At 66.2% G+C, this 24,715-nt stretch carries 20 protein-coding genes; 8 read left to right on the top strand and 12 right to left on the bottom strand.

Annotated elements, in window-relative coordinates; genetic code table 11:
- The 8 genes from RB623_RS27680 to dksA all read right to left on the bottom strand — a co-directional run bounded on the left by RB623_RS27680 (window position 1) and on the right by dksA (window position 5,365).
- On the bottom strand, window positions 1–777 hold the full coding sequence (locus RB623_RS27680; protein WP_308060352.1) for a YdcF family protein: 777 nt from the start codon (window positions 775–777) through the stop codon (window positions 1–3).
- 25 nt (window positions 778–802) lie between these two features.
- Window positions 803–1,222 (bottom strand): DUF5615 family PIN-like protein, encoded by a 420-nt coding sequence (locus RB623_RS27675; RefSeq protein WP_308060351.1) that lies wholly within the window; start codon window positions 1,220–1,222, stop codon window positions 803–805.
- Complete coding sequence (locus RB623_RS27670) at window positions 1,219–1,488, bottom strand: DUF433 domain-containing protein (RefSeq protein WP_308060350.1); 270 nt, start codon at window positions 1,486–1,488, stop codon at window positions 1,219–1,221. Before RB623_RS27670 ends, RB623_RS27675 begins: the two co-directional genes overlap by 4 nt.
- A gap of 77 nt (window positions 1,489–1,565) precedes the next feature.
- Entirely contained in the window at window positions 1,566–3,134 is a 1,569-nt protein-coding gene (locus RB623_RS27665; protein WP_308060349.1) for an amidase family protein, read from the bottom strand.
- Window positions 3,135–3,599 (bottom strand): GNAT family N-acetyltransferase, encoded by a 465-nt coding sequence (locus RB623_RS27660; RefSeq protein ID WP_308060348.1) that lies wholly within the window; start codon window positions 3,597–3,599, stop codon window positions 3,135–3,137.
- Between the two features lie 5 nt (window positions 3,600–3,604).
- The gene (gene gatC / locus RB623_RS27655; protein WP_308060347.1) at window positions 3,605–3,892 is read right to left on the bottom strand and encodes an Asp-tRNA(Asn)/Glu-tRNA(Gln) amidotransferase subunit GatC; all 288 of its coding nucleotides are present in this window, start codon (window positions 3,890–3,892) and stop codon (window positions 3,605–3,607) included.
- A gap of 101 nt (window positions 3,893–3,993) precedes the next feature.
- Window positions 3,994–4,377: a hypothetical protein gene (locus tag RB623_RS27650; RefSeq protein WP_308060391.1), complete on the bottom strand. Its 384-nt coding sequence runs from the start codon at window positions 4,375–4,377 to the stop codon at window positions 3,994–3,996.
- Window positions 4,378–4,948: 571 nt separating this feature from the next.
- Window positions 4,949–5,365 (bottom strand): RNA polymerase-binding protein DksA, encoded by a 417-nt coding sequence (dksA, locus tag RB623_RS27645; protein ID WP_308060346.1) that lies wholly within the window; start codon window positions 5,363–5,365, stop codon window positions 4,949–4,951.
- 231 nt (window positions 5,366–5,596) lie between these two features.
- Here dksA and RB623_RS27640 point away from each other — a divergent pair, with 231 nt between their 5' ends.
- The 6 genes from RB623_RS27640 to RB623_RS27615 all read left to right on the top strand — a co-directional run bounded on the left by RB623_RS27640 (window position 5,597) and on the right by RB623_RS27615 (window position 11,953).
- Window positions 5,597–6,100 (top strand): histidine phosphatase family protein, encoded by a 504-nt coding sequence (locus RB623_RS27640; protein WP_308060345.1) that lies wholly within the window; start codon window positions 5,597–5,599, stop codon window positions 6,098–6,100.
- Between the two features lie 94 nt (window positions 6,101–6,194).
- Window positions 6,195–7,655 carry a YcjX family protein gene (locus tag RB623_RS27635; protein WP_308060344.1) on the top strand — a complete coding sequence of 487 codons (1,461 nt, stop codon included), beginning with the start codon at window positions 6,195–6,197 and terminating at the stop codon, window positions 7,653–7,655.
- Window positions 7,652–8,782: a TIGR01620 family protein gene (locus RB623_RS27630; RefSeq protein WP_308060343.1), complete on the top strand. Its 1,131-nt coding sequence runs from the start codon at window positions 7,652–7,654 to the stop codon at window positions 8,780–8,782. Before RB623_RS27635 ends, RB623_RS27630 begins: the two co-directional genes overlap by 4 nt.
- Window positions 8,783–8,900: 118 nt before the next feature.
- Complete coding sequence (locus tag RB623_RS27625; RefSeq protein WP_308060342.1) at window positions 8,901–9,449, top strand: hypothetical protein; 549 nt, start codon at window positions 8,901–8,903, stop codon at window positions 9,447–9,449.
- A gap of 120 nt (window positions 9,450–9,569) precedes the next feature.
- A complete protein-coding gene (locus RB623_RS27620) occupies window positions 9,570–11,417 on the top strand; it encodes a monovalent cation:proton antiporter-2 (CPA2) family protein (protein ID WP_308060341.1) in 1,848 nt (615 codons plus the stop codon).
- Window positions 11,414–11,953: a DUF924 family protein gene (locus tag RB623_RS27615; protein WP_308060340.1), complete on the top strand. Its 540-nt coding sequence runs from the start codon at window positions 11,414–11,416 to the stop codon at window positions 11,951–11,953. The genes RB623_RS27620 and RB623_RS27615 overlap by 4 nt, the downstream gene beginning before the upstream one ends.
- 8 nt (window positions 11,954–11,961) lie before the next feature.
- Here RB623_RS27615 and folK read toward each other — a convergent pair whose 3' ends face one another.
- Window positions 11,962–12,489: a 2-amino-4-hydroxy-6-hydroxymethyldihydropteridine diphosphokinase gene (gene folK, locus RB623_RS27610; protein WP_308060339.1), complete on the bottom strand. Its 528-nt coding sequence runs from the start codon at window positions 12,487–12,489 to the stop codon at window positions 11,962–11,964.
- Between the two features lie 224 nt (window positions 12,490–12,713).
- Between folK and RB623_RS27605 the strand changes: the two genes are divergently transcribed.
- Complete coding sequence (locus RB623_RS27605; protein WP_308060338.1) at window positions 12,714–13,598, top strand: DUF922 domain-containing protein; 885 nt, start codon at window positions 12,714–12,716, stop codon at window positions 13,596–13,598.
- A gap of 31 nt (window positions 13,599–13,629) precedes the next feature.
- On the opposite strand, the gene RB623_RS27600 is transcribed toward RB623_RS27605, so the two are convergent.
- The 3 genes from RB623_RS27600 to RB623_RS27590 form a co-directional block, all read right to left on the bottom strand.
- Entirely contained in the window at window positions 13,630–14,655 is a 1,026-nt protein-coding gene (locus RB623_RS27600) for an NAD(P)/FAD-dependent oxidoreductase (protein ID WP_308060337.1), read from the bottom strand.
- Between the two features lie 84 nt (window positions 14,656–14,739).
- Window positions 14,740–15,060 carry a 2Fe-2S iron-sulfur cluster-binding protein gene (locus RB623_RS27595; RefSeq protein ID WP_308060336.1) on the bottom strand — a complete coding sequence of 107 codons (321 nt, stop codon included), beginning with the start codon at window positions 15,058–15,060 and terminating at the stop codon, window positions 14,740–14,742.
- A 138-nt stretch (window positions 15,061–15,198) separates the two neighbouring features.
- The gene (locus RB623_RS27590; protein ID WP_308060335.1) at window positions 15,199–15,573 is read right to left on the bottom strand and encodes an Hpt domain-containing protein; all 375 of its coding nucleotides are present in this window, start codon (window positions 15,571–15,573) and stop codon (window positions 15,199–15,201) included.
- Between the two features lie 280 nt (window positions 15,574–15,853).
- Here RB623_RS27590 and RB623_RS27585 point away from each other — a divergent pair.
- Window positions 15,854–24,715, top strand: an 8,862-nt coding sequence (locus RB623_RS27585; protein WP_308060334.1) for a hypothetical protein, incomplete at its 3' end; no start/stop codon positions are given.

Below are 24,715 nucleotides of genomic sequence, written 5' to 3'. Positions count from 1 at the left end.
CTAACTTGGAAACGGCTCATCGATCCTTCCAGACAGCCAGTAGGCGAAAAGGCCGATCCATTCGCGGATGCCGAGGGTCGTCGCCTGCAGCGAATCGATGGCGTTGTCGGCAAAAAACAGGCCTTCCCTGCCGGAGGTACGGTAGTCGACCGGCCACGGCAGCACGGCAAAATCCGCCTTGCGGAACAGCGCCATCGAGCGCGGCATATGGAAGGCGGAGGTGACCAGCAGCCAGGTCTCGCCGGGTTGCGGCGTCACCAGCCGTTTGGTGAAGAGGGCGTTTTCGAACATGTTGCGGGATTGGTTCTCGAGGATAAGCCGCGCCGGGTCGACGCCGAGCGCCGTCAGCAGGCGCGGCGCGGTGGCGCCGTCGCCCTCGCCGTCAAGCAACAGCGTGCCGGCGCCGCCGCTGACGACGATGTGCGCCTGCGGATAACGGCGCGCCAGCACCGCCGTCTCGATATAGCGGTCGCCGCCGGCATTCACCTCGTAGCCACCGCGGGCGAGATTGATCGAGCCCTCCAGCCCGCCACCGAGCACGACGATGCCGTCCAGCTTTTCAGGCGCCGGGTTCGGGCGCGAAAAACGTTCCTCCAGCGGGTAAAGCAGCGCCTGGCCGAAGGAGGTCCACGTTGCCACGGCGAGGACAAGAAATGCGCCGGCCGCTCCCGCCGCCATCAGCTTTCGCCAGCGAAACAAGCCGGCCGCCAGCAGGAAGATCGCCAGATTCAGCGGCTGGACGAAGAACCAGAAGATTTTGGAAAGGAGGAAGAACATTCTGCCGCGCAATCGCTCCCGCCGCCTATCGGCTGCCCCAGGGCGGATTGGAAATATGGGCGATGTCGTGCCGACGGCGCGTCCAGTCACGGATATGGACTGACCCGTCAGCAAGAATCTCGATCAATTTGCCGTCGGGTGGTTCATCCATTTCGACAAGATGATCGAGAGCACGTGAAAAAAGTGCAATCTGAGCCTGCCGCTCACTATTGGGAACCAGCACGATCAGGCCGTGGTGCAGTTCGTGCTTCAGATACTCGCGCAAGAAGTCGCGTCGATTGTTCGTCACGACGATGTAGCCATTTTCAAAGGCAAACCGGGCTATGTTCCAATCCTGCCAACCGGCCATGCCCATGTGCGGGCCGTAGTCGACCAGGAGGCCCCGCTCCTTGGCAATCGCGACGAGCGACGCGCTCAGACACTCGTCGATGAAGAAGCGGTTCACCGGGATCGGGTCGTGCGAGATGCAGCGAGCGCCCGCCAATCCGGCCCCAGTTCCGCTTCGGCCCAGGCAATGACGGCATCGATCCCGTCGACCGGAAGCGTCGGATAGTCCTCAAAAATCTCGCGGCTGCTCCGTCCGGCGCGCAGGTAAGCAACGATCGTCATCGCCGGAACCCTCGTGCCGCGCACGACAGGATCCCCGCTCATGATCGACGAATCGCGAACGACTTCACTCTTGACGACGGGCTTGCTCGTGAGGGCGGTCATCACTCGATCCCCAGCTCGATGCCCTTCAAGATAAGCGGTTCCCGCGTCCATGCAAGGAAAGCGCGAGACGAATTGCCCTACCACCACTTCTCCGGCGTGAACCGCCCGGCGGCCTGCTCGATGACATGGCCGGTCTGGAACAGCGTCTCCTCGTCGAACGGCTTTCCGATGAGTTGCAGGCCGAGCGGCAGACCGTTGGCGTCGAGGCCGGCGGGAACGGCGATGCCTGGAAGGCCCGCCATGTTCACGGTGACCGTGAAAATGTCGTTGAGGTACATCTTCACCGGGTCGTTCGCCATGTCTTCGTCGGCAATGCCGAAGGCGGCCGAAGGGGTCGCCGGCGTCAGGATCACGTCGATGCCGTCGGCAAAAACCTTCTCGAAATCGCGCTTGATGAGATTGCGGACCTTCTGCGCCTGCAAATAATAGGCGTCGTAATAGCCGGCCGACAGCACATAGGTGCCGATCATGATGCGGCGCTTAACCTCGCGGCCGAAACCGGCGGCGCGGGTCTTTTCATACATGTCGATGACGTCCTTGCCCGGCACGCGCAGGCCGTAGCGCACGCCGTCATAGCGGGCGAGGTTGGACGAGGCTTCCGCCGGCGCCACGATGTAATAGGCCGGCAGCGCATATTTGGTGTGCGGCAGCGAGATGTCGACGATTTCGGCGCCGGCATCCTTCAGCCAGGCGATACCCTTTTGCCAAAGCGTCTCGATTTCCTCCGGCATGCCGTCGACGCGATATTCCTTCGGTATGCCGACCTTCATGCCCTTGATGGAGCGGCCGATGGCCGCCTCGTAGTCCGGCACAGGGATATCGACCGAGGTCGTGTCCTTGGCGTCGACCGATGCCATCGACTTGAGCATGATCGCGGCGTCGCGCACGTCGCGGGCGATCGGGCCGGCCTGGTCGAGCGAGGAGGCGAAAGCAACGGTGCCCCAGCGCGAGACGCGGCCATAGGTCGGCTTGATGCCGACCGTGCCGGTAAAGGCGGCCGGCTGGCGGATCGAGCCGCCTGTGTCGGTGGCGGTGGCGCCGGCGCAGAGGAAGGCCGAGACCGCCGCCGCCGAGCCGCCCGACGAACCGCCGGGCACGAGCCGCATATTGTCCAGTGCCTTGACCTGCCGTGCGACACTGCCGGCGGAAACAAAGCCGCCCTCGCCCATATGGATCGACGGCGTCACCGCCGTTTCGGTGCGCTGGCGCCGCCACGGATTGACGACCGGGCCGTAATAAGAGGTCTCGTTGGACGAGCCCATGGCGAACTCGTCCATGTTGAGCTTTCCGAGCATGACGGCGCCGTCGGCCCACAGGTTGGACGTCACCGTGGACTCGTAGCGTGGCTTGAACCCGTCGAGGACGTGGCTACACGCCTGGGTGTGAACGCCCTCGGTGGCGAACAGGTCTTTTATGCCGAGCGGGATACCCTCGAGCGCGCCGGCCTCGCCCTTGGCCAGCTTCGTGTCGGACGCCTTGGCCATGTCGCGCGCCTTGTCGTGGGTGACGGCGACATAGGCGTTGAAGGTCGGGTTGGCGGCGTCGATCGCAGCGAGATAGGCGTCGGTCAGCTCGGCAGAGGTGATCTCGCGCGCCTTCAGCTTTGCACGGGCCTCGGCGATTGTCAGTCCGGTGAGCTCGGTCATTTAGGAAAGCTTCTTTTCGTAGAATCGGGAATGGCCGGAATCGGGATAGTCGAGAACGACGCCGCAGGTGGTGAAGCCGCCGCGCTCGTAGACGCGGTAGGCGGGCTCGAAGCCGGGCGCCTCGCCGGTCTCCAGCACCAGCCGGGAAATGCCTTTTTCGCGCGCGAGCGCCTCGATCATCCGCAGCAGTTGCGACCCGACGCGTCTTCCCCGCACTTCCGGCAGCGTGAACATGCGCTTGACCTCTCCGACGCCGCCGCCATGGTCCTTCAGCGCGCCCATGCCGACCGGCTTGCCTTCATCGCGCGCCACGAACAGGGTGACGGCCGGCTCCGCCATCTGCTCGACGGTGAGCTGGAACTGGAATTCGCGCGGCGTCAGCGGGATCATGGTGGCGTTCAGCGCCGACACCATCGTACGCACATCGTCCTGCAACGGCGTCTCAACCGCGATCTCGATGGACATGGGCGCTACTCCACGACCTTCGGGACGAGGAAGAAGTTTTCCGCCGTCGCCGGCGCGTTGGCGACGATGTCGGCGGCCTTGCCGCCGTCGGTGACCCCGTCCTGCCGCTTCTTCATGGCCATCGGCGTCACCGAGACCATAGGCTCGACGCCGGTCACGTCAACTTCGTTCAACTGTTCGACGAAACCCAGAATGGCGTTGAGCTCGCCGGTCATGCGTTCGGCGTCCGCGTCGTCGACGGCAATGCGGGCCAGGCGCGCGACGCGCTTCACGGTGGCGATATCGACGGACATCTCTTGCCTCGGCGAAATGATGGGAAAAGGCGAAGTCCGGGCTATAGCGGCGTGCCGCGCGGCGCGCAACCGCAGACGGCGCGACGTTCGCGCCGGGAGCGCTACGGCAGCGGCACGCCCTCGCAAAGGAAATAGCTGCCGCCGTTGCCGCCGCCGGAGTCTGGATCGGCCGGCTTGACCGAAACCAGATCGAGCTGGGTCGCGTTCATCTCCAGGATGGTGAGCACATCGGGCGAGAGGTAACCGGGCTCCTGGCAGACCGCCTGCACCAGCCATGTCGGCGAGCGGGTTGCACGGGTCATCTGCACGAACTCGCAATTGTACTCGATGCTCTCAATGCCGCGCGCCGAAAGCATGGTGTTGCCCGCCTCTATGACGGTCTGCAGCGAATCCTTGCGGGCCTGCTCGCACAATTCCTCGGACTGGAGATAGACACCCTTGATGAAGTCGTCGGCCAGGGCCGCCTTCGGCATGGCCAGCAGCATCGCGGCGACAAGCGGCCCCAGAGCAATGTCCGACCAGATTGAATCATTCTGTTTCACGTTTGGCGAGGCGATCCACGAGGAGGATGGCGCGGGTCGTGCCGGTGGCACGGCCAAGTCCATCCGACAAAGTGGGCGCCCGCCAAACGGAAACCCGAAGGGCCGGGCCGGTTTGGGCCAAATCCATCGGGCTTCGTCTTGTCCGGGCCACCAGCCCGGCCTGCGACAAAGCCCTCGACCTTGGCCCAAACCATCGCCGGCAGAATGGTTCAATCTGATCGGACATTGCTCTCGCCACGACCGGACAGGTTGCGATCGTCTTGACGGCATCGATCCCCTCGCGCTCAACGGTTTTGGCCGAATAGACAGGGCAGCAAGGCGCGCGTCAATGATCGGGGGCAGCGCCTGACCGCGCCTGGATCAAATCGGGGCAAGGCCACAGCCTGAAAGGATTGGCGCGGCGACCGGGCTTGGAGTCAGCGCAAATACGCCGTCACCCGATCAATAAACCTGACCGCGAAAACCGGCGCGGTGCAGGATCGCCCGCATTCCCGAAACGCGGACCGGTCAAAACTCAATCGTCGCGATAGACTTTTTCGCGACGCTCGTGCCGTTCCTGGGCTTCGATCGACAGCGTGGCGATCGGGCGGGCATCCAGTCGCTTCAGCGAGATCGGCTCGCCGGTCTCCTCGCAGAACCCGTAGGTTCCCTCGTCGATGCGCATCAAGGCGGAGTCGATCTTGGCGATCAACTTGCGCTGGCGGTCGCGGGCGCGCAGTTCGATGGCTCTGTCGGTTTCGGAGGAGGCGCGATCGGCCAGGTCGGGGTGGTTGGCGTTTTCCTGCTGGAGAATTTCGAGTGTTTCGCGGGCTTCCTTGAGTATGTCGCTCTTCCAAGTCATGAGTTTTGCCCGGAAGTAGGCTTTCTGCCGCTCGTTCATGAACGGCTCTTCTTCCGTGGGCACATAGTCGGCATCAACGAGAACGCTCATTCGACTCATCCCATTACCCCAGTTTTTTGGCGCCTATATATTCGCCGCCTCCAAGTGGCACAAGATCAATCCGCTACCCCATAACGCGATTGTTAGTTGCATCCCAGGGGTGCTTGGCATGCCTTTGGCGCTGCCTGCATGACATTGATTTGATGAAAGAATGAGGATCGGGCCGGCCATTGCGCGAAACCGCTGCGGCCGCTATGCCGCAAGGGCAGCAAGGGGCGGCGGATGAGCAAACTCTATCTTCTGAGGCATGCCAAGGCCGGCTGGGCGCTGCCCGGAATGCGCGATTTCGACCGTCCGCTCGACGCGACGGGCGTGCGGGACGCCGCAGCCATGGGGCTCGCCATGCGCGAGCGCGGCTACGTCCCCGACCTTACCCTCTGTTCCACCGCGGTGCGCGCCCGCCAGACGCTGGAAGGTGTCGCCGCCCAGGCCGACACCGGCCGCGTCGTCCTCCTCGATGCCCTCTATTCCGGGGACGCCGCCGGTTATCTGTCGGCCATCCGCGATCATGACGGACGCGGATCGCTGCTGGTCGTCGGGCACAATCCGACGATGGAGGATCTGGCCATCGCGCTGGCCGGAAGCGGAGACGCCGAGGCACTTGCGTCACTCTCGGCCGGCTTCCCGACATCTGGACTGGCGGTGCTCGAGTTCGAAACCGAACTCAGGCACGCTGCGCCCGGCAAGGGCAAGCTGACGGCGTTTCTCAGCCCCGCCCTCTTGTAGGATTCTTCCCGCGCTCCGCGAACGGGCTGTGCGGCATTTCAATTGCGGCGCGCCGCGCCTATATGGCCGGGACGGTAGGCAGCGGGATTTCGGCTTGGCGTCACTCACCAGTTTCACCGACGAGGCGCGGATCGCGCTGGACACGCTGACCGGCCGCGCGGCGGGCATGTTCTCGCCGCCCTCGCTGAGGCTCGGCGTCACCGGCCTGTCGCGCGCCGGCAAGACGGTGTTCATCACCGCGCTGGTCCACAACCTCATCCACGGCGGCAGGCTGCCGTTGTTCGAAGCCCGCAAATCCGGGCGCATCTCTCGCGCGCGGCTGGAGGAGCAGCCCGACGACGCGGTGCCGCGCTTCCAGTACGAGGACCATGTCGAGGCGCTGGTCAATGCGCGCATCTGGCCGGACTCGACGCGGGCGATCTCGGAACTGAGGCTTACCATCGAATACGAAGCGGCCTCTGGCTGGAACCGCATGTTCTCCAGCGGCCGGCTGGCGATCGACATCGTCGACTATCCAGGCGAGTGGCTGCTCGACCTGCCGCTTCTGGCCAAGGATTTTCGCACCTTCTCCCGGGAAGCCGTCGATCTTGCCGCGCTGCCGGTGCGCGCCGACCTGGCGGAGGGCTGGCGAAAGCTGGCGGCCGAGGCCGATCCGGACGCGGATGCGGACGAGATGACGGCGCGTCGTCTCGCCGAGGCGTTCGCGTCCTATCTAAGGGCATGCAAACTCGACGAGCGCGCATTGTCGACGCTGCCGCCTGGCCGTTTCCTCATGCCGGGCGATCTCGACGGCTCGCCGGCGCTGACCTTCTCGCCGCTGGTCCTCGTCGACGCCAAGGCCGCGCGGCCCGGCTCGCTGCATGCGATGATGGAACGACGCTACGAGGCTTACAAGACGCATGTGATCAAACCGTTCTTCCGCGAGCATGTGGCGCGCCTCGACCGCCAGATCGTGCTGGTCGACGCGCTTCAGGCGCTGAATGCCGGCCCCTGGGCCATGGCCGACCTGGAACGGGCGCTGGGCGAAATCCTCGCCTGCTTCCGCATCGGTCGCGGCGGTTTTCTGACCGACTTCTTCTCGCACCGCATCGACCGCATCCTGGTCGCCGCGACCAAGGCCGACCATCTGCACCACGAAAGCCACGACCGCTTGCAGGCGATCGTCAAGCGCATCGCCGACCGGGCGGTGAAGCGCGCCGATCTCACCGGCGCGGAGATCGACGTACTGGCCATGGCGGCGGTGCGCGCCACCCGCGAAGGCACGGTCCGGCAGGGCCGCGAGGAACTGCCGGTGATCATCGGCACGCCGCTCAAGGGCGAAACCATCGGCGACGAGGTCTTTGACGGCAACACCGAGACGGCGGTGTTTCCCGGCGACCTGCCGGGGCGGACCGAAGCTGCCTTCGAACCTGCCCACGAAGATGAAAACGCCGTCCGTTTCGTCCGCTTCCGGCCGCCGAAGCTCGAACGCACGGCCGACGGAGCAACGCTGTCGTTGCCGCACATAAGGCTCGACCGCGCCTTGCAATTTCTCTTGGGAGATCGGCTCGCATGACACCGCCCCGCAAGCCGGCGGCCTTCAGGATCGCCGCCGAAAAGCCCGCGCCCGCCCCTCATCCGGCAGCTCCCTCTGCCCAACCGACGCCGCCTGCCGCCAGGCCGCCGGCTGCCCAAGCGTCCGTGAAACAGAGACCACCGCGAGCGCTCAAGAGCGAGGACGCGCTGGTCGTGCCGGACGAGGCCGACTTCTTCGCCGAACCTGTGGCTGTCGCTGGCGACCCGCCGCCGGCCACCGCGCCAAGGCGGCGCTCCTGGCTCGCCCCGATCTTCGCCGGCGCCTTCGGCATACTTGTCTCGCTCGCCATCGGCCTGTGGACAGACCGGCTGATCCGCGACCTGTTCGCGCGCACCGAATGGCTGGGCTGGGTTGCGGCGGCGGCCGCGGCCGTCGCGCTGCTCGCGCTCATCGTCATTCTAACCCGCGAAATGCTTGCATTGGCGAAACTTTCGTCGATCGAAAGGCTGCGGGCCGACGCCGCCGAGGCGGCGCGCAAGGACGACGCCAAGGCGGCGCGAAAGGTGGTTGCCGAATTGACGGCGCTGCTCGCTGCCAATCCGGAGACCGCCGCTGGCCGCAAGGCGCTGGCCGATCTCGATGGCGAGATCATCGACGGGGCGAATCTCATCCGTCTCGCCGAGACCGAAATTCTGGGGCCGCTCGACGCCCGCGCGAAAACCCTGGTGCTCGACGCCGCGAAACGTGTGTCGATTGTCACCGCCGTCAGCCCGCGCGCGCTGGTCGACCTCGCCTATGTCGTGTTCGAGGCCGGCCGGCTGATCCGCCGCCTGTCTGAGCTCTACGGCGGACGTCCCGGCACGCTCGGCTTCTTGCGGCTGGCGCGCAGCGTCGTTGCACATCTGGCGGTCACCGGCGCCATCGCCGCCGGCGACGATTTCGTGCACCAGATCGTCGGCCAGGGTCTTGCCGCGCGCCTTTCGGCGAAGCTCGGCGAGGGCGTGGTCAACGGAACGATGACAGCGCGCATCGGCATTGCCGCGATGGAAACGGTGAGGCCCCTGCCCTTCGCCGCGCTCAAGCGCCCGAAACTGACCGATTTCCTGGCAGCGCTCGCTTCCTTCACCAACCGCAAGGCGGCCGGAAAGGACGCGCCGGCTGCCTGAGGCGCCTGCCGTCGCGATGTTGGCAGACCCTCGACGACTCCCTTTTTAAGGAATGCATTAACCATTCTTCTTCATGGTCGGTGCCAGTAAAGCAGCTCTGGTGCGTGGACGTTTCCCGATGAAGTTCGTGTCTTTCTCCGCCGTCTCGATGATCCTCGCGGCGGCTGCCGCTGTCATACCCGCGGCCGGTGCTTCCGCCGCCGAACGCGACAAGAAGTTCTTCGAATCGGTCGAGGGCAACTGGACCGGGCCAGGCGAGATCGTCGCCGGCAAATACAAGGGCACCAAGTTCAACTGCACCTTCGAAGGCACCACGCCCGGCAACAAGAAGACCGGCATGACGTTGGACGGCGGATGCCGGGTCGGCGTGTTCAACCAGAAGATGAGGGCCTCGATCGAGCACAAGGCCGGCCGCTACCAGGGCACGTTTCTCGACGGCGCCGAGGGTAAGGGCCTCGACATCATCTCGGGCAATGTCGTCGAAAGCGGCCAGAAGGTCGTGCTTGCCATCAACCGCAAGCAGCTCAACGGCATCATGCAGGCCAAGCTTGCCGGCGAAAACACCATGAACGTCACCGTCTCGGTGCGTGTCGACAAGCAACTGGTGCCGGTCATCGGCATGAGCCTGAAGCGCGTCGACACCACCGCCGTCGGCTCGATCGACTGACCGTCCCGCCCCACGCAACCCTCCTTCGCCCATTCGCCTCTGGCAGAGCGGAAGCCTACCCCCTATCGTGAGTGCTGATCTGGGCCGGACGGCCCGCGCACCCAGGACAGGAACGGACGTATGGCGGTTGAAGGTGCGGGCAGCGATCTTGTGCAAGTGGTGGCGCTGCTGGCGGCCGGCGTTGTCGCCGTGCCGATCTTCAAACGGATCGGTCTGGGCTCTATCCTCGGCTATCTCGCAGCCGGCATTGTCATCGGCCCGTTCGGCCTCGGCATCTTCTACGAATCGGAAGCCATCCTGCACATCGCCGAACTCGGCGTGGTGATGTTCCTGTTCATCATCGGCCTGGAAATGGAGCCGTCGCGGCTGTGGAACCTGCGGCACGAGATCTTCGGGCTCGGCGTCTTTCAGGTCGGCCTCTGCGCGCTGCTGCTGACGCTGGTCGGCATCCTGACCGGCTTTCCGGTCGCCGCTTCCTTCGTGGCCGGCGCCGGTTTCGTGCTCACCTCCACGGCAATCGTCATGCAACTGCTCGAGGAGCGCGGCGACCTTTCCACGCCGAAGGGTCAGCGGATCATCTCGGTGCTGCTCCTGGAGGATCTGGCGATCGTGCCGCTGCTGGCGCTCGTCGCCTTCCTGGCTCCGGGCGGCGAGCACCTGACCTGGACAGAGAGATTTACCGGCGTCCTGATCGGCATCGGCTCGATCGCCGGCCTGATCGTCGCCGGCCGCTACCTGCTCAACCCCATCTTCCGAATCCTTGCCGAATCGCGGGCGCGCGAGGTGATGACCGCCGCCGCCCTCCTGGTCGTGCTGGGCGCCGCGCTCGCTCTGCAACTCGGCGGCCTGTCGATGGCGATGGGCGCCTTCATCGCCGGCGTCCTTCTGTCGGAATCCACCTTCAAGCACCAGTTGGAAGCCGACGTCGAGCCGTTCCGCGGCATCCTGCTCGGCCTGTTCTTCATCGCCGTCGGCATGTCGCTCGACCTGGCCGTGGTGTGGCAGGAATGGCGGCTCGTCGCCTTCTACGTCGTCGCCTACATGGTCATGAAGGCGCTCGGCATCTATGTCGTGGCGCGGCTGCTCGGCTCCGGCCACCGCGAGGGGCTGGAGCGGGCCGTGCTGATGGCGCAGGGCGGCGAGTTCGCCTTCGTGCTTTATGCCGCCGCCTTTTCGGAAGGCATCATCAGCGCCAACGAAAGCGCCGTACTAACCGCGATCATCATCGTCTCGATGGTGCTCACGCCCTTCGCCATCATCGCCCTGCGCCGCCTGACGCCGCGCGAAACGCAGTCGCTGGAGGGGATCGACATCGCCGACGGGTTGACCGGCAGCGTGTTGATCATAGGCTTCGGCCGCTTCGGCCAGATCGTCAGCCAGCCGCTGCTGTTGCGCGGCATCGACGTTTCCATCATCGACAACGATGTCGAGATGATCCAGGCGGCGGCCGATTTCGGCTTCAAGGTCTATTACGGGGACGGCGCCCGCCTCGACATATTGCATGCTGCCGGCGCGCACCGGGCCCGCGCCGTCCTCGTCTGCGTCGACAAGGGCGACACCGCGATCCGCATCGCCGAGCTGCTCAGATCGGAAGTCCCCATGGTCCCGGTGCTGGCCCGCGCCTATGACCGCGGCACTACCATCTCGCTGATCAAGGCCGGCGTCCGCCACCAGGTGCGCGAGACCTTCGAATCGGCGCTCACGCTGGGCGGCGAGGCGCTGCGCACACTGGGCACCGAGGCGGACGATGTCGCTGAAGTCCTGGAGGACGTGCGCCGCCGCGACGCCGAGCGTCTGGAATTGCAGATCTCCGGCGGTCTGCAGGCCGGGCGCGGCCTGATGAAGGGCAATGCCCCTGTTCCGGCGCCGCTGGCGCCACCAAGACGGCCCGGCCAGGCCATGACCCCCGAAACCGCCGACATACTGGCGCAGGGTACGACGCAAGAGCGGCAAGGAGAACCTCGATGATCGCCACGCAGCGGGAGGTCGTGGATTTCTGGCGCGATGCCGGACAGGAAAAGTGGTTCGAGAAGAATGACGATTTCGATACCGCCTTCCGCGAAAAATTCCTGGAAACCCATGAGGCGGCCGCGCGCGGCGACCTCGACGGCTGGACCGAAAGCGCGGAGGGCGCGCTCGCCCTTCTGATCCTTCTCGACCAGTTCCCGCGCAACTGCTTTCGCAGCACCGCGCACATGTACGCGACCGATCCGCACGCCCGCCGCATAGCCCGCAAAGCGGTCGCCGCCGGATACGACCGTGCCTTCGACGGCCCGGTCCGCGTCTTCTTCTACCTGCCGTTTTCGCATTCCGAGGATCTGGCCGACCAGGAGGAAGCCGTTCGCCTGCAATCGCTCATCGGCGAGGAATACGCCAAACATGCCCGGCGCCACCGCGACATCGTCGCGAAGTTCAGCCGGTTTCCGCACCGCAATGCGATCCTTGGCCGGGATACGACGCCGGAGGAGCAGAAGTATTTGGACGACGGCGGCTTTGCCGGCTGAACCCTCGGTTATCCCGCGGCCTGCGCCTTCCACCAGTCGCGGCCCGAGGGCTGGCGCTCGATGTCCGAAACGTCGAGCGCCCGCAGCCATTCCCCCGCCGGTTGGCCGGCTATCTCCAGATCAGGGGCAATCTCGGCGAGCGGAACGAGCACGAAGGCGCGTTCGGTCATGCGCGGATGCGGCAGGTCGAGACCGGGCTCGCTCACCCGGCGCCGGCCGAACATCAAGATGTCGATGTCGATCAGCCGCGGTCCCCAGCGTTCACGGCGCTCGCGTTTCAGCCGCCGTTCGACGTCGAGGCAGAGATCGAGGAAGGCGCGCGGCGTCTTGTCCGTCTCGACCGCCGCGGCGATGTTCAGGAAATCCGGCTGGTCGAGTTTTCCCCAGGGCGGCGTCCGGTAGAGAGCGGACACGGCGACCACCTTCGTACTCGGCTCGGCGTCGAGCAGGCGCAAGGCCTCGCCCATGGCGCGCGCGGGGTCGCCCAGATTTCCGCCGAGGCTGAGATAGACGCACTCGCTTGCATGGTCAGGCACGCCTCACCTCCGTCCTGTTGTCGATCCGGCGCCGACGCGCCTTCGACAGCAATAGTGGCAGCGGCGCCACACGGCCGCTCCAATTGCGACCTTTGCGCGACTTGGTCCCCGCCGATGCAGGCATGTCTTAACCCCGGGCATATATTGGCCTACATCCTGTGTTTCGACTTCCGGCGTGCCCGGGGAGAGTTAGAGCGTTTCTTGCTCAGATTGAATCATTCTGTTTGCCGTTTGGCGAGGCGATCCACAAGGAAGGCCGCGCAGATCGGGCTGGTTGCCCGGGCAAGCGGCCTGACGAAGTGGGCGCCCGCCAAACGCAAACCCGAAGGGCCGGGCTGGTTTGGGACAAATCCATCGGGCTTCGTCTCGTCCGGGCCACCAGCCCGAACTTCGACGAAGCCCTCGACCTTGTCCCAAACCATCGCCGGCAGAATGGTTCAATCCAAGCAAGAAACGCTCTAACGCAGATCGAGCCCAGAGGCGACATGCTCACGAAAATCCTTGCGGCGACTGCACTTTTCGCGCTGACGATGTCGGCGGCGTCCGCCGCGACCGTTTCCCGCGCTTACAGCTATTTTCCGGTCACCGGCGGCACACTCGAGGAGATCGAGCAGGAACTGTTGAAGTTCGGGCCGAAGGTCGAAAGCTCCGGCCAGCGCCACCCCGGCGCCACCCGTATGAAGTTCTCCATGCGCATCCGCTACAAGGAAGAGCCAGGCCGCTGTGAAATCGTCAAGGCCGACGTCAGTGTGAAGGCGACGGTCATCCTGCCGAAATGGCGCCAGCCGAAGGGCGTAGACAACGACGTCCGCCTGTTCTGGGACACGCTGCGCGCGGACATCAAGCGGCACGAAGAAAGCCACATCATCATTGCCAAGAATCATGCCCGCGCGCTGGAGGAAAAGCTCGTCACGATCGTCGCTCCCGATTGCAAGCAGGCCGCCGAACGCTCCAAGGCCACCATGGCTCAGGTTCTGGCCCGACTGGAAAAGGCGCAGGACTATTTCGACCGCGTCGAATCCGTCAATTTCGAAAGCCGGATGGTCCGCCTGATGCTCTATCGGCTGCAGCAGACCAAAGCCCGCGACCGGGCGGCCAAGACGAACTGAGCGTTAATGCCGGCGCGTCACCGCGCCGATCTCACGCGACGCCAAGCTTCTTCTGCAGGCTGGTCGAGGAAGTCGTGTACTGGAACACGACCCGCTCGCCGGGGCTGACGATGCGCTTGGCCGCCTGCGCCATCAGCGCCACCTCGTGGAAACCCGACAGGATCAGCTTCAGCTTGCCCGGATACCAGTTGATGTCGCCGATCGCGAAAATGCCCGGCACCGAGGTCTCGAACTTTTCGGTATCCACCGGAATGAGGTTCTCGTGCAGGTTCAGCCCCCATTCGGCGATCGGCCCGAGTTTCATGGTCAGGCCGAAGAAAGGCAGCATGCGCGTGCACGGCACCTCGACGTCGCCGTCGGGGCCTTTGACCGTCGCGGACGCGAGTTTTCCGTCGGCGCCCTTCAGCCCGGTCACCTGGCCGACCAGAAACTCCAGTTGCTTCATCTCCTGCAGCGCGTACATCTTGTTGACACTGTCGGGTGCGGCGCGGAACTCCGGCCGCCGGTGGACCAGGGTCACGCTTTTGGCCAGCGGCTGCAGGTTGAGCGTCCAGTCCAGCGCCGAATCGCCGCCGCCTACGATCATCACGTCGTGGCCGCGGAACTCTTCCATGCGGCGCACCGAATAGAAGACACTTTCTCCCTCGAACGCCTCGATGCCGGGGATTGGCGGACGTTTTGGCTGGAACGAGCCGCCGCCGGCCGCGATCACCACGACCTTCGCCTCGAACACCTCGTTCTCGTCCGTGACGACGCGAAATCCGCCGTCCTCGAGCTTTTCCAACCCGGTGACCATGCGATTGAAGGTGAAGCCGGGCTTGAACGGGGCGATCTGCTCCATGAGCCGGTCGACCAATCCCTGGGCCGTGATGATCGGATAGCCGGGAATGTCGTAGATCGGCTTTTCCGGATAGAGTTCCGCGCACTGGCCGCCCGGCCGGTCGAGGATGTCGATCAGATGGCATTTCATGTCGAACAGGCCGAGTTCGAACACGGCGAACAGGCCGACCGGCCCTGCCCCGATGATCAGGACGTCGGTGCGGGTCGGCTCTGGCATTGGCTGCTCCTTCGCGGGCTGGCGCACCTGTCCGCCGATATCGCGCTCCGGCGCGGCAGTGGCCGGAGCAGATTGCTGATGGACCTAACCTTGCCTTTCCGGGACGGTGACGACAAGCCCGTCCAATTCGCTGCGCACCTTGATCTGGCACGACAGCCGCGAGTTCGGGCGGACGTCGTAGGCGAAGTCCAACATGTCCTCTTCCATCGACTCCGGCTCGCCGACGATGTCGGTCCAAGCCTCGTCGACATAGACGTGGCAGGTGGCGCAGGCGCAGGCGCCGCCGCATTCGGCTTCGATGCCGGGAACGGCGTTGCGGATCGCGTTCTCCATCACCGTCGAGCCGTTCTCGGCATCGACCTCGAAGCGCGTGCCGTCGAAGGCCATGTAAGTCAGCTTGGTCATCATATATTCCGGGAGTGCCTTGCTCCGCCGACATAATCACTGTTGGGCGCGAGTCAACAGCGCGGCGCCGCTGCCAGCCTGCGGAATCCTGCGGTCCACCCGGTTTCGCAGGAATTCCGCCTTCGAGCGGCGCCCGGCTTAGCGGCAGATGGCTGCGACGAAGTCGCGCGCCTCCTCGATCAGCTTGGCCAATTTGCGCTTGGCTTGCGCGTCCCGCGGGTCGGCCTCGATCTCCGACGCGCAGTCGGCGATGGCGAAAGCGCCGACGCCGGCGGCCGCGCCTCGCAGCCCGTGCGCCAGCCTTTGGCATTCCTCCGGTCCGGCATGGGCGATCTGGTCCTGCACCAACCTGCTTTGATTGACGAACATGCCGAGCACCTCCTGCTCCAGCGCCCGGTCGCCCATGGTCTGGCGCGCCAGATGCGCCATGTCGATCGGCCTGTGCCGCGCCATCCCCGATGTCTCGCCGCCGGGCATCGAGTAGGCGACGGCTTTGTCCTTGTTCTCAAGCATGCTGGATTGACCCCTGCGCTGCGGACCGACCCGGCAGCCTATCGATATGATGTGGATAACGCGTTAATCGCAAAAATGGCCAAAAAATTGGCTCAATTTGCCGCCCCAACGGGCGGTAGCGTTAACCCTATGTTTAAACTTTTACGCATTTGGCGGGATTCAAGTTTTCTTTACCGGACCCGCTGGATACGATACGCCGGGCTCATAATGGGCCCACTTTGCGGGGGCTTCTCCGCGACACTCGACCGGCATTGCGGCATTGGTACAGGGTAGTAGCGGCATGGCTAAGGCACCGACGACATCGAAGACTCTGGACAACGATGTCGCAAAGGAGCTGGAGAAAGCGCTGGATCGCGACCTCATCAGCGATGGCGGCGATCTCGACATAGCAGCCTCCATGGAAGACCTGGAGGCGCAGATTTCCAAGGCGGCCGAGGAACTGTCGCGCGAGACGCGGGACCCGCCGCTCCTGAGCGAGACGCCCTCGACCCCGCCCCCTGCCGCCAATGACGAGATCGACATCGACGTCAAGCCTTCGTCGCTGGGCCTGCGCCCGGCCGCCGATCCGGCGCCGGTGTCGCTCGCTCCCGCCAATGACGACACCGTGCGCGAATCCCGGCTGATGCTGCAGAAGCTGGCGCGCCGCTCCTCGTCGGCCATCTATTGGGCGGTCGCCGTGCTTTCGCTTCTGTGGATCGCCGGCGGGCTGATGTTGGGCTACCTGCTGGTCGGCCCGGAAATTCTCCAGGAATTCTCGGCGCGCACCGTGCTGGACCAGCCGCTGGTTCTGCTTGTCGCCATCATCACGCTCACCCCGCTCATCCTGTTCTGGGCCTTTGCCGTGATGATCCGCCGCGCCCAGGACATGCGCATCGCCGCGCAAGGCATCGCCGAGGTCGCCGCGCGGCTGGCCGAGCCCGAGGGCATGGCGCAGAACCGCATCATGACCGTCGGCCAGGCGGTACGCCGCGAAGTCGCCGCCATGGGCGAAGGCATCGAGCGCACTTTGGCGCGCGCCGTCGAGCTTGAAACGCTGGTCCACACCGAAGTCAATCAGCTCGAACGCTCCTATTCCGAGAACCAGGCGCGCATCCGCGCCCTCGTCGACGGCCTCGGCAGCGAGCGCGAGGCGGTGGTCACCCACGCAGAGCGCGTCCGCGCCTCCATCACCGGCGCCAACGAGACGCTGAAAGACCAGCTCAGCTCGGCCAGCGACGTCATCCGCGACAGCATCCTCGGCGCGTCGACCAAGCTGACGATGACCATCACCAATTCCGGCGACGCGCTGATCGACCGCATCCATGACAGCGGCAATTCGATCTTCGATTCGATCGGCAGCCGCCTCGACACGCTCAGCGACCGCATCACCACCTCTGGCGAGGCTTTTGCCAGCCTGCTCGACACCCGCATCGCCACCCTCCAGCAGACCTCCGACGACGTCACCCGCTCGCTCACCGACATGCTCGACGAGCGCACGTCGGGCATGGTTTCCCTGCTCGGCGGCGCGGCACGCTCGCTCAACGAGGAGTTCGACACCAGCCTGAAGGCGATCGAGCGCACGCTGGCCGAACGCGGCCAGAGCCTGATCGGCGAGTTCCAGACCCGCGCCGAGGCGCTCGACACTGGCACAGAAAAGCTCAACGCTGCGTTGGAGGCGCGCGCCCGCCAGATCAACGACAGCCTGGTCGAACGCGCCAGCGAGATCGCCGCCACCTTCACCGGCGGCCGCCAGCAGCTTTCCGACCTGTTCGACGACGGCAAGCTGAAGCTGAACGCCGAGATGGCCGAGCTCGTCACCTCGACCACGTCGATGCTGGAAGCGCGCGCCGCCGACTTCGCCGGCCGCCTCGAGGAGGCCCGTCACCTCGCCTCGCAATCCTTCGACGCAGACCTCGGAAAACTGTCGGCCGCCCGCCAGGGGCTGGACGAGGCCGTCGGGGAGCAGTCGCGAAAGCTGACCGAGAGCGGCGAGCGCATGAGCGGTCTGCTGCGCGCCGATTTCGAGCGTTTTACGCTCAGCCGCGGCGAGATCGAGCAGGCGGTCGAGCTCCAGGTCCAGAAACTCGCCGAGGGCCGCGAGGCGATCGCCAAGGCGGTCGAGGACGATCTGCGCCGCATCGATGAATCGCGTACGCTGATCGACCTGTCGCTCGGCGAACAGTTGCGCAAGATCGCCGAGGGCCGCGACAGCCTCGACAAGGCGCTGCAGGAGGATGCGGTCAAGCTGGCCCAGAGCCGCATCGGCATCGACGAGATGGTCACCTCGCATGTCGCCAAGCTCACCGAGGGCCGCCATATCCTGTCGCGGGCGCTCGAGGCCGACGCCTCGGTCATCGACGGCATGGTCGCCGCGCAGGCCGAAAAATTCACCGAGGGCCGCACCGCCCTGTCCCAGGCCTTCGACAAGGATGTCGAGCGCCTCGAATCCATCGTCACGGCGCAGACGGCGCGCATCGCCGAGACGCGCGGCGCGCTCAGCCGCGCGCTCGACGACGACATCGGCAGCCTCGACACCATCGTCGCCGCGCAGGTCGAGAAGATCGAGAACAGCCGCCGCGGCCTCATGGATGCCCTCCAGAACGATCTCGGCGGCATCGAGACGGCCGTCGCCGGCCACCTGGACAGGATCGCCACCGGCAGCCGCTCGCTGTCGCAGTCGCTGCTCGGCGACATGGCGGGTGTCGAGACGCTGGTCGACGGGCAACTCGGCCGCATCGCCGAAAGCCGGCTCTCCCTCAGCAAGGCGCTTGAAAGCGACGTCGGCGCCATCGACGGGCTGGTCGCCAGCCAGGCCGAGAAGATCGAGCTTGGCCGCACCGTGTTGTCCAAGGCGTTGGAAGCCGACATGGAGAGCATCGATTCCATGGTCTCCGGCCATCTCGACCGGCTGGCCGAAGGACGGCGCATCCTGTCGCGGGCGCTCGAAACCGAGATGGCCGACATCGAGGGCATGCTGGCCGGCCAGTCCGGCCGCTTGGCTGAAGGCCGCGAGGCCCTCGGCAAGGCCTTTGCCTCCGACATGACGGCGATCGACGCCATGATCGAGAAACATGTTGGCAAGCTGGTCGAAGGCCGCGGCGTGCTGACGGCGGCGCTCGAGAGCGACATCGCCCATTTGCATGCGGCCGTCGATTCCCAGTCGCGGAAATTCGACGAGGGCCGTGACCTCCTGTCCAGGCGGCTTGCCGAGGACCTCGGCCGGCTCGACGAAAGCCGCAGCGGCATCGACGGCCTGGTCGCCGCGCAGGTGGAGAAGCTTGCCGAAGGCCGCGACATCCTGAAGCGCGCACTGGAGGCCGATCTGGAGCGGTTGTCGCAGAGCCGCGCCGAGATCGACGGCCTCGCCGTCACCCAGGTCGACAAGCTCGCCGAAGGCCGCGCCTTGCTCAGGCAGGCGCTGGAGGACGACCTTGCGAAACTCGCCGAAAGCCGCTCCGGCATAGACGGTCTGGTGGCCGCACAGGTGGAGAAGCTGGCCGAAGGCCGCGACATCCTGAAGCGCGCTCTCGAGGCCGACCTGGTGAAAGTGTCGGAAAGCCGCGCCGAGATCGACGGCATCGCCGCCACGCATATCGAGAAGCTGGCCGAAGGCCGCGCCCTGCTGGCGCGCGCGCTGGACGAGGATCTCGCCAAGCTGGAAGGCATCGCCGCGACCCATGGCGAAAGGCTGGCCGAAGGCCGCAGCCTGCTGGCGCATGCGCTGGAAGACGATCTCGCCAAACTTGCCCAGGGCCGCGCCGAGATCGACGGCATCGCAGCGACCCATGTCGAGAAACTGGCGGAAGGCCGTGCCTTGCTCGCCCGCGCGCTCGAAGAGGACGTCGCCAAGCTGGCCGAAAGCCGCGCCGAGATCGACGGCATCGCCACTGCCCATGTCGAGAAGCTGGCCGAGGGCCGCGCCGTGCTCGCCCGAGCGCTGGAGGACGATCTTGGCAAGCTCGACGGCTTCGCCGTCGCTCATGCCGACAAACTGGCCGAAAACCGCAGCCTGCTCGCCAATGCTCTGGAAGCCGACCTTGCCAAGCTGGCGCAGAGCCGTGCCGAGATCGACGGCATCGCAGCAACTCATGTCGAGAAGCTGGCGGAAGGCCGCGAATTGCTGGCGCGCAACCTCCACGAGGACCTGGCCAAGCTGGAGAGCGTCTCGGCCGCCCATATAGAGAAACTCGCCCAGGGCCGCAGCGTGTTCACCGAGGCGCTGGAAGCCGACCTCGCCAAGCTGACCGAGAGCCGCGCCGGCATCGACGGGATTGTCGCCGCGCAGGTGGAAAAGCTCGCCGAAGGCCGCGACATCCTCAAGCGCGCGCTGGAAGCCGATCTCGCGAAACTTTCGCAGAGCCGCGTCGAGATCGATGGAATCGCCGCCATGCATGTCGAGCGGCTGGCGGAAGGCCGCGACGCGCTTGCCCGCGTCTTCGAAGCCGACATGGAGAAGCTGTCGCAACGCCGCATCGAACTCGACGGCATGGCCAAGACCCATGTCGAGCACCTTGCCGCCGGCCGCGAAGTGTTGAAACAGGCACTGGAGGCCGATCTCGCCAAGTTGGGCGAAAGCCGCGCAGGCCTCGACGGCATCATCGCCGCGCAGGTCGAAAAACTCGCCGAGGGCCGCGACATCCTCAAGCGCGCGCTGGAAGCCGACCTGGCGAAACTGTCCGAGAGCCGCGCCGAGATCGACGGCCTCGCCGCCGCCCATATCGAGAAGCTGGCGGAGGGCCGCAGCCTGCTCAAGGACGCGCTGGCCTCCGACCTGGCCAGCATCGAGGGCAGCCGCGCCGACGTCGATGCGATCGCTGCAAGCCATGTCGAGCGTCTGGCCGAAGGCCGCGACGTTCTCAGGCAGGCGCTGGAAGCCGATCTCGCGAAGCTCTCGGACAGCCGCGCCGAGATCGAAAGCATCGCGGCGAGCCATGTCGAAAGGCTGGCCGAGGGCCGCGACATGCTGAAACGCGCCCTGGAGGACGATCTCGCCCGCCTGCTGGAAAGCCGGGCCGAGATCAACAGCATCGCCGCCAGCCATGTCGACAACCTGGCGGAGGGCCGCGAGCTGTTGAAACGCGCGCTGGAGGCCGACCTCGCCGCGCTCGACGAAAGCCGCGCGACGATCGACGGTCTCGTCATCGATCAGGTGTCCAAGTTTACCGAAGGCCGCAACGTGCTGAGCCGGGCGCTGGAGGATGATCTCGGCAAGCTCCAGGATGCGCGCGCCGAGATCGACACGCTCGTCAATTCGCATTTCGACAAGCTGGCGCAGGGCCGCGACGCGCTGAAACGCGCGCTGGAAGCCGACCTTGAGAAGCTCGCCGATACCCGCAACGAGGTCGACGGGCTGGTGCAGACGCAGGTCGGCCGCCTTACCGAGGGCCGCAACTTCCTCGTCCAGGCGCTTGAAGCCGATCTCGGCAAGGTGGCCGAAGCGCGCGGCACGCTCGACGCCACCATCGTCGGCCATATCGGCAAGCTGGCGGAGGGCCGCGGCCTGCTGGCGCGGGCGCTCGACGCCGACCTGAAGAAGCTCGGCGACGGCCGCGACGCGCTCGATCAGGTCGTCGCCAGGCAGCTCGAACGTATCTCGCAGGGCCGCGACATGCTGGCCCAGGCAATCGAGACCGACATGGCCGGACTGGAAGGCATCGTACGCGACCAGATCGCCAAGCTGGCCGACGGCCGCGAGGTGCTGTCGCGCGCGCTCGAACAGGACATGTCGAGCATCGGCGGTATGGTCGAGGGCCACGTCGAGAAGCTCGCCGCGGGCCGCACGGCCCTTACCGAGGCGCTGCAGGGCGATCTCGGCATGATCGACCAGGTCCTCGCCAGCCAGGGCGAACGCTTTGCCGAGGGCCGCGACCAACTCAGCAAGTCGCTCGCCGAAGATCTCGCCAAGCTCGGCGAAAGCAGGGCGACCATCGACCAGCTCGTTTCCGCGCAGGTCGAAAAGCTGGCCGAGGGCCGCGACATTCTGCGACGCGCTCTGGAAACCGACCTCGCCAAGCTTGGCGAGACCCGTGGCGGTATCGACCTCGCCGTGCAGGGACAGATCGAGAAGCTGGCGGAAGGCCGCGCGGTGCTGAAGCAGGCGCTGGACAGCGACCTGATCCAGCTTTCGGAGGCCCGCGCCAGCATCGACCGCATGGTCGAGGCGCATGTGGAGAAGCTGGCCGAAGGCCGCGGTACACTGGGCAGCGCACTGGAAGCCGATCTCGCCAGGCTGGAGGAGGTGCGCGGCAGCATCGACCAGTTGGTACATTCGCAGACCGACACCATCGCCCAGGGCCGCGAGGTGCTGGCGCATGCGCTGGAAGCCGATCTGGCGAAAGTGGCCGAGAGCCGGGCCGGCATCGACGCCATCGTCGCCGGCCATCTGGAGAAGCTCGCCGAGGGCCGCCAGCGGCTGGCGCAGGCGCTCGACGTCGACATGGAGAAGCTTGTCGACGCGCGCCGCGCCATCGACCTCGAGGTCTCCTCCCATATCGACACGATCGCCGGCAAGCGCGACCTGATCTCGCAGGCGCTTGCCGCCGATGTGGAGCGCATCGAAGGCGCCTTCAGCCGCCAGACCGGCGTCATCGAGGAGCGCACCGGTACGATGGAGCGGGCGCTGTCGGCCGGCGTCGAGAATGTTCGCCAGGCGCTGCAGGGCAGCGCCGTCGCGGTCGCCACCTCGCTGCGCGACAAGGTGATGGAGATCACCGCCGCATTGCATCAGGAGGCCGGCAATGCTTTCACCGATGCTGACAAGCGCATCGCCGAGCGGGCCGAGCAGACCTCCGCGGCGTTGCTCGCGCGCGCCGAGGACATAGCCGGCGTATTCGCCGACGCAGACCAGCGCATCCTCGCTCGCACCGGCGAGACGGCGGACACGCTTTCGGCGCGCGCCGCCGAGATCGCCCAGCACTTCGAGGAAGCCGACCGCAAGCTGGTAGAGCGCGCCGTCGCCACGGCCGAGACACTGGCCGCCCGCGCCGGCGAGATCGGCCAGAATTTCGATCGGATCGACGACGGCATCGGCCAGCGCATCACGCAGTCGGCCGAAACGCTCGGCGCCCGCGCCACCGAGATCGCGCGCCTGTTCGACGCGGTCGACGAGCGGCTCGACCTGCGCTTCGTCAAGGGCGCGGAAGCGTTCGATGCGCGCACGGCGGAACTGAATGCCGCCTTCGACAGCGCGGACCGGAAATTTGCCGATCGCATCGAAAGCGGCGCGCAGGCGTTCGGCGCCCGCGCCACCGACCTCGTCACGGTGTTCGAGGACGCAGACCAGCGGCTTACCGCGCGTGTCGGCGAGACGGCGGCGACGCTGGCCGCCCGCGCCAGCGAGATCGGCCGTGTGTTCCACGAGACCGACGAGCGCCTGGCGTCCAGCATCGAGAAGAACGCCGACATGCTGGCCGGCCGCGCCGACCAGTTCGAAAGGGTGTTCGAGGCGGCGGACCAGCGCATCGCCGCCCGCGTCGACCAGACCGCCGATGCGCTCGCCGAGCGCGCCGTCGCGATGGGCGACGTTTTCCGCAACGCCGACGAGCAGCTTGCCGCCCGTACCGAGGCCGCCGCTCAGGCGCTGTCGGCACGCGCGGTGGAAATGGGCGAGGTGTTCAAGGGCGCCGACGAGCGCTTTGCCGCCCGCGTCGGCGAAAGCACATCGGCCATCGGCGCGCGCGCCGATGAGGTCGCCAAGGCCTTCGCCTCCGCCGAGCAGCGGGTGGTTGCGCGCGTCGCCCAGTCCTCGAAGGAACTCGAAGGCCGCGCCCGCGCCATCGAGGGCGCGCTGGCGGCGGTCGACCAGCGGGTCATGGCCGGCGCCGAAGCCGCCACCTCCTTCGTCGAGGCGAAACTTGCCGATGCGGAGAGCCGGTTCGCCAACAGCGCCGACGAGGCGACGCTACGCGTCGGCAACACCATGATCGACGTCGAGAACCGCATGGCGAGCAGCGCCGAGGCGCTCAGGCAGCGGATCGGCGAGCATGTCTCGGAAGCCGAGGAACATTTGGTGTCGCGCGCCGGCGTCATCGCCGACACGTTCACCGCGGTCGGCAAGCATATTGGCGACAGCACCAACGACGCAGCCCGCGCCATCGCTGCCAACACGCGCGAACTCAACGCGCTGATGGCCGAGCGCTCCGTCGAGATCACCCGCATCCTCGACGACACCGCGCGGCCGATCGCCGACAAGCTCAATGCCGCCCATGCCGATCTCGAGCGCACCGTCGAGACCGCTTCGCAGCGGGCGGCCGACAAGCTGCGCACCGAGAACAATGCGCTTGCCGAGGCGCTCGCCAATCGCACCGCCGAAACGCTTGCCGCCGTCGACGGCGCGCGCAACAGCCTCGCCAGCGGCGTGACCGAGCTCATCGGCCGCATGTCGGCGTCGAGCGCGAAGCTCGGCAAGTTGATCGAGGCGGCGGCGGAAAACCTCGGCAAGGTCGACGGCGATCTCAGCGCCTCCACCGAGCGCTTCGCCGCGACCACCGAACGCGCGGCGCAGACTTTCGCCAGCTCGGCGCGGCTGGTCGATTCCAACACCACCCGCCTCACCGAACTGTCGTCCGGAACCTTGCGCGAGGTGGCTTCCATCGCCACCCGCTTCGAGGAGCACAGCCGTCTGCTCACCAGCGCCTCGCACCTGCTTAGCTCGGCGCAGGGCAACCTCGAGCACACGCTGGAGCGCCAGTCGACGCTGGAGGATCTGGCGGTCGGCCTGGTCAAGAAGTCGGAGGACCTGGAGACGATCATCAAATCCTTCGAAAACCTCGTCGGCAACGCCCTGGAAAAGGCGGAGGGCAAGGCGCTGGCCTCCACCGACAAGATCCGCACGGCAATCACCGACGTGGTGGAATCGGCGACAAAACGCTTCGCCGACGCCACCGAGGAGATGCGCCGCACCGCCAGCTCGATCAAGGGCGATCTCGACGCCACCCGCGCCGAGCTGCGCAAGGGCGTGCTCGACATGCCGCAGGAGGCGAAGGAGTCGACCACGGCGATCCGCCGCGCCGTCGGCGAGCAGATCAAGGCGCTCAAGGAACTGTCCGAGATCGTCGCCAAGTCGGGGCGCACGGTGGACGTCTCGGACAAGGCCGAGCAGCCCGCGCCGCGCCGCGCCGCGCCGCAGGCGGCGCCACGGCCGGCCGAGCGCCAGCCCGAGCCG

The sequence above is a fragment of the Mesorhizobium sp. LHD-90 genome (assembly GCF_030929505.1).
In the GTDB taxonomy this organism is placed as follows: Bacteria; Pseudomonadota; Alphaproteobacteria; order Rhizobiales; family Rhizobiaceae; genus Kumtagia.
This window is presented reverse-complemented; position numbering and strand designations above follow the sequence as displayed.